Source organism: Nocardioides zeae, assembly GCF_010686755.1.
Taxonomy (GTDB): Bacteria; Actinomycetota; Actinomycetes; order Propionibacteriales; family Nocardioidaceae; genus Nocardioides; species Nocardioides zeae.
In genome coordinates, this window is the sequence record NZ_JAAGXA010000001.1 from 107,332 (window position 1) to 124,856 (window position 17,525).

Below are 17,525 nucleotides of genomic sequence, written 5' to 3' on the forward strand. Positions count from 1 at the left end.
CCGCGACCTGCTCAGGTCGCCTGGATGACCAGCACGGAGCGGCTGCGCACCTCGAAGTGGTCGCCGGCCTTCACCGGCGTGCCCGGCGGCAGCTCGCCGTCGGTCGACAGCACGACGGCGCCCGTCTGCACCCAGTCGTTCTCGGGCAGCAGGATGTGGACGGGTTCGTGGCCGGCGTTGAACCAGATGACGAACGAGGCGTCGACCTGCTGCTCGCCGCACGGCCCGGGAGCGCGCAGCGGCGCGCCGGAGACGAACATGCCGACCGCGCGCAGGTTGCCGTCGTGCCAGTCCTCGGCGCGCATCTCCCGGCCCGTCGGGTGCAGCCAGGCGAGGTCCTTGGGTCCGCCCTTGATCGTCGGCCGGCCCTCGAACCAGTGCCGCTGCCGCAGGGCCGGGTGCTCGCGCCGCAGCCGCAGGGCGGCCTTGGTGACCTCGTAGACGTCCAGCCACGCGTCGTCGGGGCTCCAGTCGACCCACGACGTGGGGCCGTCCTGGCAGTAGGCGTTGTTGTTGCCGCGCTGCGTGCGCCCCCGCTCGTCGCCCGCGGTGATCATCGGGACGCCGTTGGACAGGCACAGGGTGGCCATCATGTTGGCTGCCTGGCGGCGGCGCCGCTCGAGGATGCGGGCGTCGTCGGTCTCGCCCTCGACCCCGTGGTTCCACGACCGGTTGTTGTCGGTCCCGTCCCGGTTGTCCTCGCCGTTCGCCTCGTTGTGCTTGCGGTCGTAGGAGACGAGGTCGCGCAGCGTGAAGCCGTCGTGGGCGGTGACGAAGTTGACGGAGTTGTACGCCGAGCGCCCGTCGTCGGCGTACAGGTCGCTGCTGCCGGCGAGCCGCGTCGCGACCTCGTGGAGGCCGGGCGTCTGCCCGCGCCAGAAGTCCCGGGTGCTGTCGCGGTACTGGTCGTTCCACTCGACCCACGGCGGCGGCAGCTCGCCCACCAGGTAGCCGTCCATCGAGGCGTCCCAGGGCTCGGCGATGAGCTTGACGTGCCGCAGCACCGGGTCCTGGCCGATCGCCACGAGCAGGTCGCTCTTCATGTCCACGCGCGAGCCCGTGCGGGTCAGGGCCGACATGAGGTCGAAGCGGAAGCCGTCGACGTGCATCTCGGTGACCCAGTAGCGCAGCGAGTCGAGGATCATGCGCAGCGCCAGCGGGTCCTCGCTGTTGACCGTGTTGCCGCAGCCGGTCACGTCCCAGTAGGTGTCGTCGAAGCGTCCGGACGCACCCTCGGGGGCGGTCTCGCCGCGCTGCACGCGGCGGTAGAACCCCCGGTCGTCGAGCCCGCGGAAGGAGAGCGTGGGGCCGAGCGGGCCGGCCTCGGCCGTGTGGTTGTAGACGACGTCGAGGATGACCTCGATGCCGGCGCGGTGCAGGTCCTTGACCATCTGCTTGAACTCGGCGACCTGCTGGCCCCGGTCGCCCGCGGCGCTGTAGGCGTTGTGCGGCGCGAAGTAGCCGATCGAGTTGTAGCCCCAGTAGTTGACCGCGCCCCGCTCGGTGAGCCCCGGCTCGGAGAAGAACTGGTGCACCGGCAGCAGCTCGACGGCCGTGACCCCGAGGTCGCGCAGGTAGTCGGTGACCGCCGGCGACCCGAGCCCCGCGTAGGTGCCGCGCAGGTGCTCGGGCACCCGGTCGTGCAGGGCGGTGAACCCCTTGACGTGCAGCTCGTAGATGACGGTGTCACGCCACCGCCGCTTCATCGGCTGCTCGCCCTCCCAGTCGAAGGCCGGGTCGACGACCACGCTCCGCGCGGCGTACGGCGCGGAGTCGTCCTCGTTGCGCAGGGCGGGGTCGTCGAAGCGGTAGCCGAAGAGCGCGGGCTGCGGGTCGATCGTGCCGCTGACCGCCTGGGCGTAGGGGTCGAGGAGGAGCTTGGCGGGGTTGAAGCGGAGGCCCTGGGCGGGGTCCCACGGCCCGTCGACGCGGTAGCCGTACCGCGTGCCGGGGGCGATGTCGGGCAGCGCACCGTGCCAGATGCCCAGGGACCGCTCCGTCAGCGCGTGCCGGGTCTCGACGTCCTCGTCGTCGAAGACGCACAGCCAGCACGCCGTGGCGTGGGGCGCGTAGACGGCGAAGTTGGTCGAGGCGGGCGACCAGGTCGCACCGAGCGGCCAGTTGCGTCCGGGCCAGACCGGTGAGACCTGTCCCTCGTAGCTCCAGAGACCGGGACTCATGGGCGCCATTGTGGTGGACCGGCGCCGCGACCGTGGCGGTACACCCCGTCCGGTCCGTGGTCCCGGTCACCCGGTACGCCGTACCGCGGCCGGGCACGGCACAATGCCGACCGAGCGCTCGGGAACCGGCTCCGGTCGGCCGGGCGCTGCAGGACCGACCGACACACCGTCAGACCGATAGACGAAAGCGGGAGCGGCATGGGTGAGCACGTCCGACTGGAGGTGGCCGACGGCGTCGGCACCATCCGCCTGGACCGTCCGAAGATGAACGCCATCAGCTTCGCCGTGCAGGCCGAGCTGCGCGAGGTGGCCCGGGAGGCGACCGAGCGTGAGGACGTGCGTGCGGTCGTGCTCTGGGGCGGCGAGCGCGTCTTCGCCGCGGGCAACGACGTGAAGGAGATGGCCGAGGTGTCCTACACGGGCATGGTCGACAAGGCCGGCTCGGTGCAGTCCGCGGTGACGGCCATCGCCGCCATCCCGAAGCCGGTCGTCGCGGCGATCAACGGCTACGCGCTGGGCGGCGGGTGCGAGCTGGCGCTGGCGGCTGACGTCCGCATCGCCGCCGAGAACGCGGTGCTCGGCCAGCCGGAGATCCTGCTCGGCATCATCCCGGGCGCCGGCGGCACCCAGCGCCTCGCACGTCTCGTGGGGCCCGCGAAGGCCAAGGACCTCATGTTCACCGGCCGGTTCGTCAAGGCCGACGAGGCCCTCACCATCGGCCTCGTCGACCGGGTCGTCCCCGCCGCGGAGGTGTACGACGCGGCCCTCGCCTGGGCCGGCCAGTTCAGCGCGGCCGCGTCCTTCGCGCTCCGGGCCGTCAAGGAGTCGGTGGACCAGGGCCTCGAGGTCGACCTGGGGACGGGCCTGGCCATCGAGCGCACCCAGTTCGCCGCGGTGTTCGCCACGGAGGACGCCGAGATCGGTCTCCGGTCGTTCGTCGAGAACGGTCCGGGCAAGGCGCAGTTCGTCGGCCGATGAACCAGCACCGAGCGACGTGGACGAGCCCCGCCGGACGCCGAGACGTGTGCCACACTGGCGCGCGACGGCTTCCCCCGACGACACCGAGGACGTGACGTGGCCGGAATCTTCAAGCGCGGCGCCGAGACGCCCACCAGCGACACGGCTGCGTCCGCGTCGACCGCTCCGTCCGAGTCCTCGGACGCGAGCACGACGACCACCCGGACCCGGCCGTCGGTCTCCGTCGACCAGGTGCGCACCCGCGTCGCCCAGGTGCTGTGGGCGCTGTGCCTCGTCGCGGCCACGGTGCTCGCCGTGGCCGCGCTCTGCATCGCGGTCGACGCCAACCAGCAGAACGCCCTCGTCGAGCGCGTCCTCGAGCTCGCGAAGGTCGTCGACCTGAACGTGTTCACCCTCGACGACGGCATCATGGCGTTCACCGGCGACAACGCCGAGACCAAGAACGCCCTCGTCAACTACGGCCTGGGGGCCGCGTTCTACCTAGTGGTAGGGCGGGTGGCGGAGCGGCTCGTCCGTCCCTGATCCTGCAGCCAGCACCACCTCGCCGTGAGACGCACACCACGTCGCATCGGCGTTACCTGCTAGTAGCCTCAGCAACACACTCGAGTCACAGGAGGGGCCGCGAGGCCACACGCCATGAACATTGTTGTCTGTGTGAAGCACGTCCCGGACGCCACGGCGGACCGGAAGTTCGAGTCCGACAACACGGTGGACCGGGCGGGCGTCGACGGTCTGCTGTCGGAGCTCGACGAGTACGCCGTGGAGCAGGCCCTGCAGCTCCGGGAGAGCCGTGAGGGCGAGGACATCGAGATCACCGCGCTGACGGTGGGTCCCGAGAAGGCGCTCGACGCGGTGCGCAAGGCGCTGCAGATGGGTGTCGACAAGGGCGTCCACGTCACCGACGAGGGCATCGCCGGGTCGGACTACCTCGGCACCTCGCTGGTGCTCGCGAAGGCGATCGAGAAGCTGGGCGCGGAGAAGCCGGTGGACATCGTCTTCTTCGGCATGGCCTCCACCGACGCCTCGGGCGGTGTCGTCCCGGCGATGGTGGCGGAGCGCCTCGGCCTGCCGCAGGTGACGCTCGCCGCGCTCGTGCAGACGCAGGGCGACCAGGTCCGCGTCAAGCGCGACGGCGACACCGCGACCGAGGTCATCGGGGCGACGCTGCCGATCGTGCTCTCGGTGACGGACCAGTCCGGCGAGGCGCGCTACCCCTCCTTCAAGGGGATCATGGCGGCCAAGAAGAAGCCGGTCGAGACCTACTCGCTGGCCGACCTGGGCGTCGACCCGGGCGAGGTCGGCGCGGGTGCCGCCACGACCTCGGTCGAGGACACCTCCGCCCGCCCGCCGCGCACGGCCGGCGAGATCGTGACCGACGAGGACGGCTCCGGCGCCGAGGCGCTCGCCGGTTTCCTCGCGTCCAAGAAGTTCATCTGAGAAGGGTTGGGGACGAACATGTCTGAGGTTCTGGTCCTCGTCGACCACGTCGACGGAGCGGTCCGCAAGCCGACCTTCGAGCTGCTGGCGATCGCGAAGAAGCTGGGCACCCCCGCTGCCGTGTTCATCGGCGGCGCGGGTGAGGCCGCCGACGCGGCCGCGGCGGTGAAGAAGTACGGCGCGGAGAAGGTCTACGTCGTCGACGACGCCGAGATCAAGGGCTACCTGGTGGCCCCGAAGTCCGAGGCGCTCGCGCAGCTGGTGGAGAAGACCTCTCCGGCCGCGGTGCTCATCGTCTCGAGCGCGGAGGGCAAGGAGGTCGGCGCCCGCCTCGCGGTCAAGACCGGCTCCGGTCTCATCACCGACGCCGTCGACGTCGCCGAGGACGGCACGGCGACGCAGTCGGTCTTCGCGGGCAACTACACGCTGACCGGCAAGGTCACGAAGGGCACGCCGATCATCACGGTCAAGCCCAACTCCGCGAGCCCCGAGGAGGGCGAGGGTGCCGGCACCGTCGAGGAGGTCGCCGTGACGATCTCCGACGCGGCGAAGACGGCGCAGATCGTGGCCTCGCAGCCGCGTCAGGCGTCGGGTCGTCCCGAGCTCACCGAGGCGGCCATCGTCGTCTCCGGTGGCCGTGGCACCGGCGGCGACTTCGCGCCGGTCGAGAAGCTGGCGGACGCGCTCGGCGCGGCCGTGGGTGCCTCGCGTGCCGCGGTCGACTCCGGCTGGATCCCCCACACCTTCCAGGTGGGCCAGACCGGCAAGACCGTCTCGCCGCAGCTGTACGTCGCGAACGGCATCTCGGGCGCGATCCAGCACCGGGCCGGCATGCAGACCTCGAAGACGATCGTCGCGGTCAACAAGGACGAGGAGGCGCCGATCTTCGAGCTCGTCGACTTCGGCGTCGTGGGCGACCTGCACAGCGTCCTGCCGGCCCTGACGGACGCCGTCGAGGCGCGCAAGGGCTGAGCCCGGCACGCCACCGCAGCACCAGCAGCACCAGCAGGACCTGCACCACCGGCCGCGGTGGGAGCGCCCGTTCGACGGGACGCTCCCACCGCGGTCGCGTTTCCGCCGTACCCTCGTCAGCATGAGCACCGAGGAGGTCCTGGCCGCAGCGACGCGGGCCAAGGAGGCGGCGTACGAGCTCGCCACGGCGACCCGCGCGACGAAGGACGCGGCGCTGGAGGCCATGGCGGAGGCCCTCGCCACCCACGAGCCGGCCATCCTGACCGCGAACGCCACCGACGTGGAGCGGGCCGAGGGGAACGGCACGCCGCCGAACATCGTCGACCGGCTGCGCCTGACGCCCGACCGGCTCGCGCAGATGGCCCAGGGCCTGCGTGAGGTCGCGGCGCTCCCGGACCCGGTGGGGGAGGTGGTCCGCGGCGGCGCCCTGCCCAACGGGCTCGAGCTGCGCCAGGTACGCGTGCCCTTCGGTGTCGTCGGCATGATCTACGAGGCGCGTCCGAACGTGACCGCGGACGCGGCGGGCATCTGCCTCAAGTCGGGCAACGCCGTCCTCCTGCGCGGCTCCTCGAGCGCCCGCTCGAGCAACGGGGCGATCGTCGCGGCGCTCCGCGAGGCCGTGGTGTCCGCCGGGCTGCCCGCCGACGTCGTCCAGCTCGTGCCGGGGGACACCCACGAGAGCGTCAAGGCCCTGATGCGGGCCCGTGGCCTGGTGGACGTGCTCATCCCGCGCGGTGGCGCCGGCCTCATCCGCTCGGTGGTCGAGGAGTCGACCGTGCCGGTCATCGAGACGGGCGTCGGCAACTGTCACGTGTACGTCGACGCGTCAGCCGACCTCGACAAGGCGCTCGCCATCGTGGTCAACGCGAAGACCCAGCGCACGTCGGTCTGCAACGCCGCCGAGTCGCTGCTCGTGCACGCCGACGTCGCCGACGACTTCCTGCCGCTCGTCATCGACGCGCTGGCCGAGCGCGGCGTGCGGATCCACGGCGACGCGCGCTTCGGGGAGTACGACGGGATCGAGCCCGCCACCGAGGAGGACTACGCGACCGAGTACCTCTCGCTCGACATCGCGGCGGCCGTCGTCGACGACCTCGAGGCCGCCATCGGCCACATCCGCAGGTACTCCTCGGGCCACTCCGACGCGATCGTCACCGAGTCGCAGTCGGCGGCGCGCCGCTTCGTCGCCGCTGTCGACTCCGCGGCGGTGCTGGTCAACGCCTCGACGCGGTTCACCGACGGCGGTGAGTTCGGGTTCGGCGCGGAGATCGGCATCAGCACCCAGAAGCTGCACGCCCGCGGCCCGATGGGCCTGCCCGAGATGACCTCCACGAAGTACGTCGTCACCGGCGACGGGCACGTCCGGTGACCCGTGGCAGCGGTCGGACGCGGCGGGCACTAGGATCAGCCGCATGTCGCTGAGTGAGTTCGCCGTGGTCGCCTCCGAGGCCGGTGGCGAGGGCTACAGCCCCTGGCCCTACGTCGTGGGCGGGGTCGTCCTGCTGATCTTCCTCCTCCTGCTGGCCGGTCTGCTCGCCTTCGCCGGTGGTCGCGAGCACAGCTGAGGTGCCGCCTCCCGCCACGGGGCGCCGCATCGGGGTGATGGGCGGAACCTTCGACCCCATCCACCACGGTCACCTCGTGGCGGCCTCCGAGGTCCAGTCCTTCTTCGACCTCGACGAGGTCGTGTTCGTCCCGACGGGCGACCCGTGGCAGAAGTCCGACCGTCACGTCTCGCCCGCGGAGCACCGCTACCTCATGACGGTCATCGCGACGGCGTCCAACCCGCGCTTCCGGGTCTCGCGCGTCGACATCGACCGGGGCGGTCCGACCTACACCGTCGACACGCTGCGCGACCTGCGCGACCAGCTGCCCGGGGCGGAGCTGTTCTTCATCACCGGGGCCGACGCCCTGGCCAACATCTTCACGTGGCGCGACACGTCCGAGATGTTCGACCTGGCGCAGTTCGTCGGGGTCACCCGGCCGGGGTACACGATGGACGCCGCGTCGCTGGCCTCGATCCCCGACCACCGCGTCACCATGCTGGAGATCCCCGCCCTGGCGATCTCCTCGACCGACTGCCGCGAGCGCACGGAGCGGGGCGAGCCGGTGTGGTACCTGGTGCCCGACGGCGTCGTGCAGTACATCGGCAAGCACCACCTCTACGAGCCCTCCACGAAAGGCCCCGCATGACCGCCACCGACCGAGCCGTCGAGCTGGTGCACGCCGCTGCGCGTGCCGCCTCCGACAAGCTCGCGACCGACCTCCTCGCCTTCGACGTGAGCGAGCAGCTCGCGATCACCGACGCGTTCCTGCTGGCCTCCGCCTCCAACGAGCGTCAGGTCAAGGCCGTCGTCGACGAGGTCGAGGACAAGCTGCGGGAGATCGGCGCGAAGCCGATCCGCCGCGAGGGCGAGCGCGACGGCCGCTGGGTGCTCATCGACTACGGCGACGTGGTCGTGCACGTGCAGCACGAGGAGGAGCGGCGCTTCTACGCCCTCGAGCGCCTCTGGCGCGACTGCCCGACGATCGGCCTGCCGGCCGACGTCACCGGCCCCGCCAGCGCCCCCGCCGCCTCGGGCGATCAGGGCGCTCCCGCCTCGGACGCGTGAGCGGTCTCCGCGCCGGTATCCGCGCGCTCGTCCTGCTGCGGCACGGCCAGACCACCTGGAACGCGGAGCACCGCATCCAGGGTCAGGTCGACGCCGAGCTGAGCGCGACCGGGCGGGCGCAGGCGGCGCGGGTCGCGCCGTACGTCGCGTCCCTGGGCCCCGTCGCGATCTGGAGCTCCGACCTGCAGCGTGCGGCCGTGACGGCCGCGCAGGTCGGTGACGCCTGCGGCCTGCCGGTCCGCACCGACGAGCGCCTGCGCGAGTTCGGACTGGGGGAGCGGGAGGGCGTGACGCACGGCGAGTACGCCGCGGCCCACCCGGCCGAGTACGAGCACTTCGTCACCGGCCGGTGGAGCGCGGTGCCCGGCGCGGAGACGCTGACCGAGGTGCGCACGCGGCTCGAGGCGTGCCTCGACGAGCTGGCCGACGCGGTCGCGCCCGGCGAGACCGCCGTGGTCGTCTCCCACGGGGCGGCCCTGCGCGTCGCCGTGGAGGCGCTGGTGGCGGGCACGCAGAGCGAGCCGTCGGCGTACGCGGGCATGCACAACTGCGGCGTCGCCGTGCTCCAGGAGCGTCCGCTGCGGCGCGACGACGAGCCGCGGTGGCGGCTCGTGGCCTACAACCGCACGGTCGAGGAGCTGTCCGCCACGCAGGGGGACCCCCGATTCGCGTCGGTGCGGGCGACAGGCTAATCTTCCTTCTCGTTGCTCGGCGGGAGACCGCAGGGAAACGGATGGGGCTGTGGCGCAGCTGGTAGCGCATCTGCATGGCATGCAGAGGGTCAGGGGTTCGAGTCCCCTCAGCTCCACCAAAGGGCTCTTAATCGAACCTCTTGTGTGGGAGAGATTGAGTAGCAAGACATCGGCGGGTCCTTCGGGGCCCGCCGATTCGCTTTCCAGCTCCGCGACGGTGAGCTGGCGACTGGCCTCCAACGCGTCCGCGATGACCGTGCGCTCGGCGCTGGACGTCAGCTCGGCGTCAGGGGCGTCGGGCACCGCGTCGAGATAGATGTGCTCGAACCAGGCCTGGTTGTAGGCACATCGCCCACCGGGATCGAGATGCTCGTAGGCGTGGCCGGCGTCGCTGATCAGGTCGATGACCCGGTTGAGCGTGGCCTCAGTGTCGATCCCGGCAGATTCCAGGCTCCGCAGTTCGGCTTCGAGGTTGGCGAGCTGTCGTGCCAGGGTCGCCTGTTTCTCGCGGGCGATGTCGGCCGGGACGATGCCGTCCATGGCGTTCTCGGCCCACTTCTAGCGGTCGCGCTGGACCTTGTCGATGCGCTTGGCGAGCGCGCTGGTGTTGCGCTCAGAGTCTTCGCGCAGGCTGCGCAGGTGCTCGGTGAGGCGTTCACGGATGACCGGTAGGGCGTCGGTCTGCCAGCGGGCGTGCTCTGAGCGCCAGATCCGCTCGACCGCCGACTCGGCCTGCTCGGCCGGGAAGTGCGGAGCGTCGCACTGGGTCTTCTTGAGCTGACGGCCGACGCAGACGAAGTACTCGTAGGTGCCGCCGCGCCGTCCCTTGTTGGCGCTGTAGACGAGGCGGGAGCCGCAGCGGCCGCAGCGCAGGCTGCCAGCGAGGTAGTGGAGGTGCTTGCGCTCGCGGTTGCCGCCGCCTCGGTTGGCGGCGAGGCGGTCCTGGACGCGTTGGAAGGTCTCTTCCTCGATGAGCGGCGTGTGGGAGCCGGGGTACTCGACGCCTCGGAACGTGGTGTAGCCGAGGTAGTAGCGGTTGGTCAGCATCCGGTGAACGTGGCTGCGCTGCAGGTTCCGCTCGGCCTGCTTGGCGGTGGCACGGATCGTCAAATCGCGCTCAACGAGCAGGTCGACCATCCGGTGCAGGGTCATGTCGGGGTCGGTCGCGTAGGTCTCGAACGCCCAGCGGACGTGCTCGGCACGGTCCTCGTCGATCTCGCCCGGCGAGCCTCGGCGCCGTTCACGATGGTGCGGACGTTCTGGTAGCCGATCGGGACGAGGCTCAGGGTGCCGCCGCTGCGGACCTTCTGCTCCATGCCCTTGACGACCTCTTGGGCGAGGTTCTGACTGTAGAAGTCGGCGACCGCGGAGAAGATGCCGTGGACCAGCTAGCCCTGCGGGGTCTCGTCGACGTTCTCAGTGACGGAGACCAGCCGGGCGCCGGCCTGCCGGATGGCCAGGTTGATCGCGACGTCGTCGGCTCGGCTGCGAACGAGACGGTCGATCTTGTGCACGATGACCAGGTCGACGTGGTGCTCCGTGAGGTACTGGAGCATCTTCTGGAGCTGTGGCCGGTCGGCGGAGCGTCCCGACTCGCCGGCATCGACGAACTCCTCGACGATGTGGGCGCCGAGAGCGTCGGCCTTGAGGCGGGTGGCGTCGCGCTGCGCCGGAATGGAGAGTCCCTCGGCCAGTCCGCCACGGCTGGCCTGGTCCTTGGTGGAGACCCGGAGGTAGGACACCGCGATGGGTGCGGGGTCATGGGCGAGCAGGGACATGCGACCTCCTGGGCGGCGCTGTAGGAATCGATCGAGAAAGCTCATGCGGCACGGTCTCCACCTGCCTGTATGTCGAGCTGGGTGCGCGGCAGCAACTGGTGCGCCAGTGATAGGTGTTGGAAGTCGTCTCGCAACCAGCGCGCCTTGCCAGGCGTCCCGAGCGTCGGTGTACCCAGCGAGCCGGACAGCGTCGGCCGCTCGAGTCGCAGGGTCTGGAATCTGACGGCAACGATTGACGGCAACGCACCCGATGACCATGCGCTTCATACGTGCCCACGCGGCACCCGCAACAGGGGTCGGGACATTGACAAAGGGGTCAAGAGATGGCCTGAAGAGCCTCGTGTCCCCAGTTCGAGTCTGGGAGGAGCCACCATCAAGATCAGTCGCTTTGGGCTAGGCATGTGAAGACCGATGGTGTCAGTCAGTCCAACATCAACGGCACCAAGCTCGGCGACATGCCGCTCCCGTTGCCACCGATAGAGGAGCAGCGCGCGATCGTCGCTCGAGTTGGGGCACTACTGACGGTCGCTGATGAGCTTGGCGAACGGATCGATCGCGCGAGCGCGGTACTTGAGCGGAATGCTCAAGCAGTGCTTGCCAAGGCGTTTCGGGGCGAGCTGTCGCCCGCCGCTGAGGCGCCTTGCCGAATCTGCAATTCTTTGTTGTGCGGCTATACGTGCCGTGATACGTTGCTCGACTTTGCCGAAGTAGAAGGGAGGGGATTCCAGTGGTAACCAAACGTTCCGCAGCGTCCGACGTGCGTACTCGGATGCGCGAAGTAGGCTTCGGTTTCGTCCAACTTCAGCCGCATATCGCGGGGAAGTCTGGAGCCCGTCCCGACGTTCTGGCTTGGGCCTCAGATCGAGATAGCCGCCTCGTTCCATGGGCTGCCGTTGAGGTCAAGTCCGGCAGGATCAAGAGCCCCGATCTTGCGCTGCCTGCGCTTGCTCGGAGCCGCGACTTGCTTGGTACCCGGGAGCACTACGTCGTGATCGACGGCCGTTGGTACCAAGCTGACCGAAGCGTGCGCTCACTTGAGCCGGTCGATGGCCCGACCTTTCCGCTGTACGGCTCTGGAGGCTCTCTCACGGACGAGGACTTGGCGACCAACCTCCTTGCGGCGCAGCTCTGGCAAGAGTCACGGTCCCGTCAAGCATCTGCGGGGGTCGACTACATCTGGCCGGACAACGTTCTCTATGAGCCTGCGCTCCCGGGCATCCAACTCAGTGACGACGAGTTCGTGCCGGTCGATCACGAGGTGCTCAGACGCGCTCGGCGTCGCGCGCTTGTCGAGTACATGCTGGGGGAGCGGTCGGGCGGCTTCTACGTATCGCAGCCCGTCATTGCTGAGGCTGTGGCGACTCTGGTTGGCGACCGCGTCGGTGGCACGGTGCTCGACCCGTTCTGCGGGACGGGGTCGTTCTTGTGGGCGGTAGTCGACCGTGCCAAGCAGCTCGATGTGCCGGTCGAGTTCGTCGGCTACGACGTTGACCAGAAGGTCGCCGAAGCAGCCGCGGCGATTGGGCGGCAGGAGCCGCTGCTCACCACCATTGAGCACGCCAATGCCTACGACGTGGAGCTGCCTAGAGCACGGGTCGTCGTGACGGCTCCACCGCTGGGACTTCGGCTGCAGGCGCCCCACGTGCTCCTTAATGGCAATTCAACCACCGATGGTGAGGCAGCTGCGGTCGACCTGTGCCTGCGGGCGCTGGAGCCCGGCGGACGTGCTGTCTTCCACCTCGGAACGGGGTTCACCTTCAAGCAGGCGCTTGACCGCTACCGGCAGTACCTTGCCGACGAGGTCCGTGTCGCCGTCCTGGTCGGGCTTCCGTCTGGCGCGTTCCCGGGAACGACAATGCGTTCTATCTTGCTCGTGATTGACCGCGCCGAGCCGGGCGAGACCTTCCTCGCTCAGCTTGGGGAGGATTGGGAAGCCCAAATCGACGTCGAAGGCGCTGCGCTCCTTGCCGCGCGAGAGCACTTGGATGGCGGCGGCCCGACGATCGTGGGGCACGCATGATTGCCGTCGCCCGAGTCGATCTGCGTGGTCGGTCTACCTGGGACACGGGTCTCCTGACGGCGGAGACGTTCGAGTGGCCCATCGCCGCGCCCGAGGTTTCCTTAACAGATCTCGTCACCCTCGTTGGTGGTGGCTCCGTTGTCGCGCGGGGAACGCGCGTCATCACGCCTGCGAGCCTGGACCCGCAGAGCGGCGGCGTTCGACGCCGGAGTGAGCGCTACCAGGGCTCGGCGCTCCAGGTGGGCCGCGATCTGCAGCCAGGCGACGTACTGGTGGCCGGCAACCCCGATACGCCAGCCGTGCTCGTGACCAACCGATTGCAGGGCGCCGCCGTGTCGACCCGCTTCGCAGCGCTTCGTCCGGCCGCGGAGATCTCGCCCTACTGGCTGTGGGCGGTTCTAAGCAGCAGGTCTGGTCAGGAGATCCGACGCCACCTGTCGCTCGGCAGCCTGAACGTCGGGAACTCAAAGGCGCGAGTCCTGGACATCCGTATCCCGGTTCCGACTCTGGGGATTCAGTTCGAGCTTGAACCCGTCCTGCGTCGGATTGAAGCCGGTACTCACGTCGAAGAGGAGGAGGCGGTCACTACGTGGTGGCGCCGCGCCGACCTCCGCGGCCAAGAGTGGCGACTGCTGCTGGCCTCACCTCAGCCCGAGCGCCTCGACGACGGCGATCCGCTCGAGTCGCTCTCGGACGAGATCGAGCGAGGCGGGTCTCGGGACGACGTCTCGACGGATGAGCTGATCGGTGCCTTCTATGTGACAGACATCGGCGTGCTGAGTGGCCGCCCGCCGAAGCGGTGGGCCCGCTCGCTAGGTAGCGGTGGCGTTCTGACCATCCGAGGAGACGTGCTCGTCGCGGCGGTCGGCAGCCGGGCGCACGCAGTGGTGGCCACCGAGTCATCCGTGCTCGATCGCAACGTCATCCGGGTCAGGTTGAAGAACCCGCAGCGAGCTGAGGCGCTTGCCTGCTATCTCAACGGTTCCGTTGGCTACGGCCTGCGCCAGATGCTCCTGCGTGGCTCGACAGTCCCGCACCTGTCTGTGCGGGACCTTGCGCGGATGCCAGTTCCGGCTGAGGCATTGGTCGACCACCACATCGACGCTCCCGTCACCTCGCTGGCGTTGCAGTTGGAGCAGACGCTGTGGCGGAGCTGAGCTGCAACCTCTCGCCCTTGGTCTATGCCGAGCTGTACCGGCGACTGGCCACCACCTTTGCCCTGGAAGACTCGCTCACGTTTCGTCTGCAAGACATCCACTACGACTTGGGATGGCTCGAAGAAGCCGCCGATGCGTATCAGGCGAAGTGGGAGCACGACCTGCAGTACATCGACGCCGGTACCGTCGACGACTTCGCGGTCCAGCAGTCCGATCACTCGCTCCTGGCGACCTGGATTCTTGCGGGTCTGCGCAACACTGGGCACTGCTACGACCTGTCCTCGGGAGTAGCAGCCGGCGTCTTGGAGAAGGCGACTACGGCGATCCCTGGGCTTGCGGCTCCGCTTCCTGCGTCGCTGTCGCCAGTTATCTACGGGTGGACCCTCGGCCGGCTCATCGGGACGGACGATCTACCAGCAGCACCGGCAGTGCTGCCCGAGGACGACAACGTACGGACGGCCTTCATCGGTCTGGTCGAGCACGTGCTGCTCCTCCAGGGGCTTCCCGAGCCGTGGCCCGAGATGATGTGCATGGCTGCGTACTGGCGCGGCTACGGCATCGCCGAGGGGATGCGTCCGGAGGAGACGAACGGCGGCTACGCACTCCGGCGACTCCGGGACGAGGCTCAGCCTTCGATGGAGCAGGGCCAGTACACCGTTCTGCACCGGCATTTCGAGCGGTTCAACCAGTATCGGCAGGCTGTCTCACACATCGCCGATGACGCTGGCCGACCACGGTTCGTTGACGTAGTGGAGACGATCCGCGACTGGCCAGACCTGAGGTCGACGGTGCACGGGCTCACGCAGTTTGTCTTTCAAGAGGTTGCTCGGACCTTGCCTGACGATCCACCTCCGAAGGCGCTGCGTGGCGACCCTTGGGCACGCTTGATGACCGAACTGCAAACGGAGTGGTGAGCCTCAACGGGGCTTGGTTTCGTTCCGCGGGACTGTCGGTGGCCGCAAGTACGGTCACAGGGTGTCCATCACCATCACCATCGCCACGACCAACGACGAGCGCGCGCAGGTTCAAGCTCTCTTCAGCGCCGTTTTCGTGGACATTGAGCCGAACGCCGTGCCGGTCGTCGAACACGACTACTTGTACGCACCGCTCATCGCGCAGGTTCGGAATGGGTCGGGCCGACTCATCGCTGCGGCCATGACCTGCCGAACACAGATTGCTGCTGGCTCGGTCATGGCGCAGCGTGCCGGACTTCCGGATCGCTTCAACGTGCTGCCCGTCCTCGACGCCCACAGCGAACTCGACCTGCTCGCGGTAGACGACGATTTCCGAGGACAGGGACTTGGCTCGAGCCTCCTTCGCTTCCTCGAGGACGAGCTTGCGAAGCGCAAGGTGCGGACGTGGTTCGGCAACGTCACGGTCAATCTCGAGGCCGCTCGTCTACGGACCTTCTATCAGTCCCACGGGTTCACCGTGCTTCCTGACTTCGCGCCTCTTCCACCACTACTTGGGCGCAACTGGACGTTACCTGGCGCGGCTGCACCGCAGTTCTACTTCTACAAGCGCCCGAAGCCGTCCGGTTCGGCTGCCGCTTGACCTGAATCGATCCGACAGGACGATAGACACGCGTCTCGCCAGTTCTGTCGGTCCCGAGTGGAAACATATGGGGCATGACCACCGTCAAGGTTGTAGCCGGGCAGTCGATCCTGGAGGGCTACGTCCGCAAGCCCTCCGCCGGCCTTGCGGAGCTGATCTGGAACGCCTTCGACGAGGACGCCAAGCTCGTAACCGTGACCTGCGAGTACAACGACTTGCAGGGGCTGGAAGAGATCGTCGTCGCCGACAACGGCAACGGCATGAATCAGGAGCGCGCAGAGAAGGCCTTCTCCCGCGTGGGCGACAGCTGGAAACTCACGCCGGGCACGCGCAGCCCTAACGGCTCGCGGACCGTGCACGGGCGGTACGGGCGAGGTCGCTACGCGGCCTTCTCGCTCGGCAACCTCGTGCGCTGGGAGTCGACGGCTGAGCGTGTCGAGGGCGGATTGGGCACTGTCCGCGTCAGTGGTCGCAAGTCCTCTTTGGACAGTTTCGAGATCGAGGTGGGCGACGCTGTTGCCGATCAGACCGGCACCCAGGTGTCGATCGGGCAGGCATCACCAGAAGCAGTCAAGGCCTTCAATGATGCGCAGGAGCTCCGGAAGGCCATCTTGGGTGAGTTCGCCCTCCACCTCGACCGGTACAAGGACTTCAGCATCCGTTTCCTGGGCGTGGACATCGATCCGGCGTCCGTCGAGGAGGACCGCGCTGTCATTGCCCTCGCTGATCCCGATGGATGGCAGGGCGAGGCAACGCTGACGGTCATTGAGTGGAAGCTCCAGGACGTCAAGCGTTCGATGTTCCTGTGCGACCAGGACGACCGCGTCGTCGACGAGGTTGAGACTCGCATTCAGGCGCCGGGCGCGGAGTTCACTGCGTATCTGAAGTGGGACGGTTTCGCCGACAACGACCCGGTTGGACTTGAGGACGACACGGATACACCGCGCGGTCGGCTGATCGCTGCAGCACGCGAGGCGCTCAGGGAGTACTTGGCCGAACGTCTCCGCGTTCGCGAGGCCGCAACGTTGCAGCGCTGGCACGAAGAAGGGGTCTGGCCCTACAAGGAGGAGCCGGCCACGGCGATCGAGGCAGCCACTCGGGACACGTTCAAGGTCGTGGCACTGGCGGCGTCCAGGACGGTTGACGAGACCAAATCCAGTCAGTCAAAGGCCCTGGCGCTGCGGCTCCTCAAGGAGACGTTCGAGAGCGACCCGGAGTCGCTGCTTCCGATTCTGACGGACGTCGCACGTCTTCCGAAGTCACGTATTGAGGAGCTCGCGGAGCTGCTCAAGCACACGACGCTCACCCAGCTCATCCAAGCCGGGCACGAGGTCGGCTCGCGGCTCGACTTCCTGAGTGGCCTGAACACCATCCTCTTCGATCGCCAGATCAAGAGACGGCTGCTGGAGCGTCGCCAGCTGCACCGGATCCTTGCCCATGAGACGTGGATCTTCGGCGAGGAGTGGGGACTCACCGGTGACGACGAACGCCTCACGAAGGTGCTCAAGAAGTTCCTCGGCAAGCTCGGCAAGGACGTCGAGTTGGCGGACCTCAAGGAGGTCCGGCTGGAGGACGGCTCTGACGCCATCCCCGACTTGGTGCTCGGTCGCCAGCTGGAGACCAACGCCGACTCCTTCGAACAGCTCGTCGTCGAACTCAAGCGCCCGAAGCACCGCCTTGATGATGACGACATCAGTCAGTTGCGCTCCTACGCCAGCGCGATCGTCAACGACGAGGCGTTTGCTCAGCCGAACGTGAAGTGGGAGTTCTGGCTGGTTGGCAACGAGACGACTCGCACGGTCGACGAGCAGCGCAATCAGCAGCACCTGCCGTTCGGGGTCATCCAGGACACGCCCTACCGGATTGTGGTGAAGCAGTGGAGCGAGATCATCTCTGCGGCCGAGCACCGGATGAAGTTCATTCAGAACTCACTGCAGTACGAGACAACCCACGACTCTGGCCTCGCGTCCCTTCGCAAGAAGTACGCGCGCTTCCTTCCAGAAGAAGCGCTGGCTGCCGCAGGCCCTGACGTCGCCTAAGCGAGTAGGCGGCTGGAAGTTGCGCCGGTCGGTTGTTCCTGCGGTGTACCGAGGCCCTTGATGATGCGTATGGGTGTGGTGCACTCTTGCTTCGGTACACCGCAGG

General features: G+C 68.4%; 18 protein-coding genes and 1 tRNA gene. 16 read left to right on the forward strand and 3 right to left on the reverse strand.

Annotated elements, in window-relative coordinates; all coding sequences use genetic code 11:
• Positions 1-11 precede the first annotated feature (11 nt).
• Entirely contained in the window at positions 12-2,180 is a 2,169-nt protein-coding gene (gene glgX, locus G3T38_RS00560; RefSeq protein WP_163770134.1) for a glycogen debranching protein GlgX, read from the reverse strand.
• Positions 2,181-2,378: 198 nt separating this feature from the next.
• Here glgX and G3T38_RS00565 point away from each other — a divergent pair, with 198 nt between their 5' ends.
• The 10 genes from G3T38_RS00565 to G3T38_RS00605 all read left to right on the forward strand — a co-directional run bounded on the left by G3T38_RS00565 (position 2,379) and on the right by G3T38_RS00605 (position 8,990).
• Entirely contained in the window at positions 2,379-3,158 is a 780-nt protein-coding gene (locus tag G3T38_RS00565; RefSeq protein ID WP_163770135.1) for an enoyl-CoA hydratase/isomerase family protein, read from the forward strand.
• A gap of 96 nt (positions 3,159-3,254) precedes the next feature.
• Positions 3,255-3,680, forward strand: coding sequence for a hypothetical protein (locus tag G3T38_RS00570; RefSeq protein ID WP_194247554.1), 426 nt, complete (start codon positions 3,255-3,257; stop codon positions 3,678-3,680).
• A 132-nt stretch (positions 3,681-3,812) separates the two neighbouring features.
• Positions 3,813-4,595, forward strand: a complete 783-nt coding sequence (locus tag G3T38_RS00575) for an electron transfer flavoprotein subunit beta/FixA family protein (protein WP_460786313.1) — start codon at positions 3,813-3,815, stop codon at positions 4,593-4,595.
• 18 nt (positions 4,596-4,613) lie between these two features.
• Positions 4,614-5,567: an electron transfer flavoprotein subunit alpha/FixB family protein gene (locus tag G3T38_RS00580; protein ID WP_163770137.1), complete on the forward strand. Its 954-nt coding sequence runs from the start codon at positions 4,614-4,616 to the stop codon at positions 5,565-5,567.
• A 121-nt stretch (positions 5,568-5,688) separates the two neighbouring features.
• Positions 5,689-6,936: a glutamate-5-semialdehyde dehydrogenase gene (locus G3T38_RS00585; protein ID WP_163770138.1), complete on the forward strand. Its 1,248-nt coding sequence runs from the start codon at positions 5,689-5,691 to the stop codon at positions 6,934-6,936.
• A gap of 43 nt (positions 6,937-6,979) precedes the next feature.
• Positions 6,980-7,132 (forward strand): hypothetical protein, encoded by a 153-nt coding sequence (locus G3T38_RS20840; protein WP_174267465.1) that lies wholly within the window; start codon positions 6,980-6,982, stop codon positions 7,130-7,132.
• A gap of 1 nt (position 7,133) precedes the next feature.
• Positions 7,134-7,760: a nicotinate-nucleotide adenylyltransferase gene (gene nadD, locus G3T38_RS00590; protein ID WP_338037373.1), complete on the forward strand. Its 627-nt coding sequence runs from the start codon at positions 7,134-7,136 to the stop codon at positions 7,758-7,760.
• Positions 7,757-8,179, forward strand: coding sequence for a ribosome silencing factor (gene rsfS, locus G3T38_RS00595; protein WP_163770140.1), 423 nt, complete (start codon positions 7,757-7,759; stop codon positions 8,177-8,179). Before nadD ends, rsfS begins: the two co-directional genes overlap by 4 nt.
• The gene (locus tag G3T38_RS00600; RefSeq protein ID WP_163770141.1) at positions 8,176-8,871 is read left to right on the forward strand and encodes a histidine phosphatase family protein; all 696 of its coding nucleotides are present in this window, start codon (positions 8,176-8,178) and stop codon (positions 8,869-8,871) included. The genes rsfS and G3T38_RS00600 overlap by 4 nt, the downstream gene beginning before the upstream one ends.
• A 43-nt stretch (positions 8,872-8,914) precedes the next feature.
• A tRNA-Ala gene (locus G3T38_RS00605) sits at positions 8,915-8,990 on the forward strand.
• 439 nt (positions 8,991-9,429) lie between these two features.
• Here G3T38_RS00605 and G3T38_RS00610 read toward each other — a convergent pair.
• Both G3T38_RS00610 and G3T38_RS00615 read right to left on the reverse strand, forming a co-directional pair.
• On the reverse strand, positions 9,430-10,086 hold the full coding sequence (locus tag G3T38_RS00610) for a recombinase zinc beta ribbon domain-containing protein (protein WP_338037434.1): 657 nt from the start codon (positions 10,084-10,086) through the stop codon (positions 9,430-9,432).
• Between the two features lie 173 nt (positions 10,087-10,259).
• Entirely contained in the window at positions 10,260-10,649 is a 390-nt protein-coding gene (locus tag G3T38_RS00615) for a recombinase family protein (protein WP_163770143.1), read from the reverse strand.
• Positions 10,650-11,050: 401 nt separating this feature from the next.
• Between G3T38_RS00615 and G3T38_RS00620 the strand changes: the two genes are divergently transcribed.
• The 6 genes from G3T38_RS00620 to G3T38_RS00645 all read left to right on the forward strand — a co-directional run bounded on the left by G3T38_RS00620 (position 11,051) and on the right by G3T38_RS00645 (position 17,419).
• Complete coding sequence (locus G3T38_RS00620; protein ID WP_163770144.1) at positions 11,051-11,383, forward strand: restriction endonuclease subunit S domain-containing protein; 333 nt, start codon at positions 11,051-11,053, stop codon at positions 11,381-11,383.
• A 254-nt stretch (positions 11,384-11,637) separates the two neighbouring features.
• On the forward strand, positions 11,638-12,669 hold the full coding sequence (locus G3T38_RS00625) for an N-6 DNA methylase (protein ID WP_163770145.1): 1,032 nt from the start codon (positions 11,638-11,640) through the stop codon (positions 12,667-12,669).
• Positions 12,666-13,826, forward strand: a complete 1,161-nt coding sequence (locus tag G3T38_RS00630) for a restriction endonuclease subunit S domain-containing protein (protein WP_163770146.1) — start codon at positions 12,666-12,668, stop codon at positions 13,824-13,826. Before G3T38_RS00625 ends, G3T38_RS00630 begins: the two co-directional genes overlap by 4 nt.
• A complete protein-coding gene (locus tag G3T38_RS00635; RefSeq protein ID WP_163770147.1) occupies positions 13,814-14,740 on the forward strand; it encodes a hypothetical protein in 927 nt (308 codons plus the stop codon). Before G3T38_RS00630 ends, G3T38_RS00635 begins: the two co-directional genes overlap by 13 nt.
• 61 nt (positions 14,741-14,801) lie before the next feature.
• Positions 14,802-15,380 carry a GNAT family N-acetyltransferase gene (locus G3T38_RS22420; RefSeq protein ID WP_163770148.1) on the forward strand — a complete coding sequence of 193 codons (579 nt, stop codon included), beginning with the start codon at positions 14,802-14,804 and terminating at the stop codon, positions 15,378-15,380.
• Positions 15,381-15,454: 74 nt separating this feature from the next.
• On the forward strand, positions 15,455-17,419 hold the full coding sequence (locus G3T38_RS00645; RefSeq protein ID WP_163770149.1) for an ATP-binding protein: 1,965 nt from the start codon (positions 15,455-15,457) through the stop codon (positions 17,417-17,419).
• Positions 17,420-17,525: the final 106 nt, after the last annotated feature.

Bases quoted from the DNA above. Each gene is read 5' to 3' on its own strand.
- glgX (WP_163770134.1), bottom strand. From the start codon at position 2,180: ATGAGTCCCGGTCTCTGGAGCTACGAGGGACAGGTCTCACCGGTCTGG.
- G3T38_RS00565 (WP_163770135.1), top strand. From the start codon at position 2,379: ATGGGTGAGCACGTCCGACTGGAGGTGGCCGACGGCGTCGGCACCATC.
- G3T38_RS00580 (WP_163770137.1), top strand. From the start codon at position 4,614: ATGTCTGAGGTTCTGGTCCTCGTCGACCACGTCGACGGAGCGGTCCGC.
- G3T38_RS00585 (WP_163770138.1), top strand. From the start codon at position 5,689: ATGAGCACCGAGGAGGTCCTGGCCGCAGCGACGCGGGCCAAGGAGGCG.
- G3T38_RS20840 (WP_174267465.1), top strand. From the start codon at position 6,980: ATGTCGCTGAGTGAGTTCGCCGTGGTCGCCTCCGAGGCCGGTGGCGAG.
- rsfS (WP_163770140.1), top strand. From the start codon at position 7,757: ATGACCGCCACCGACCGAGCCGTCGAGCTGGTGCACGCCGCTGCGCGT.
- G3T38_RS00615 (WP_163770143.1), bottom strand. From the start codon at position 10,649: ATGTCCCTGCTCGCCCATGACCCCGCACCCATCGCGGTGTCCTACCTC.
- G3T38_RS00630 (WP_163770146.1), top strand. From the start codon at position 12,666: ATGATTGCCGTCGCCCGAGTCGATCTGCGTGGTCGGTCTACCTGGGAC.
- G3T38_RS00645 (WP_163770149.1), top strand. From the start codon at position 15,455: ATGACCACCGTCAAGGTTGTAGCCGGGCAGTCGATCCTGGAGGGCTAC.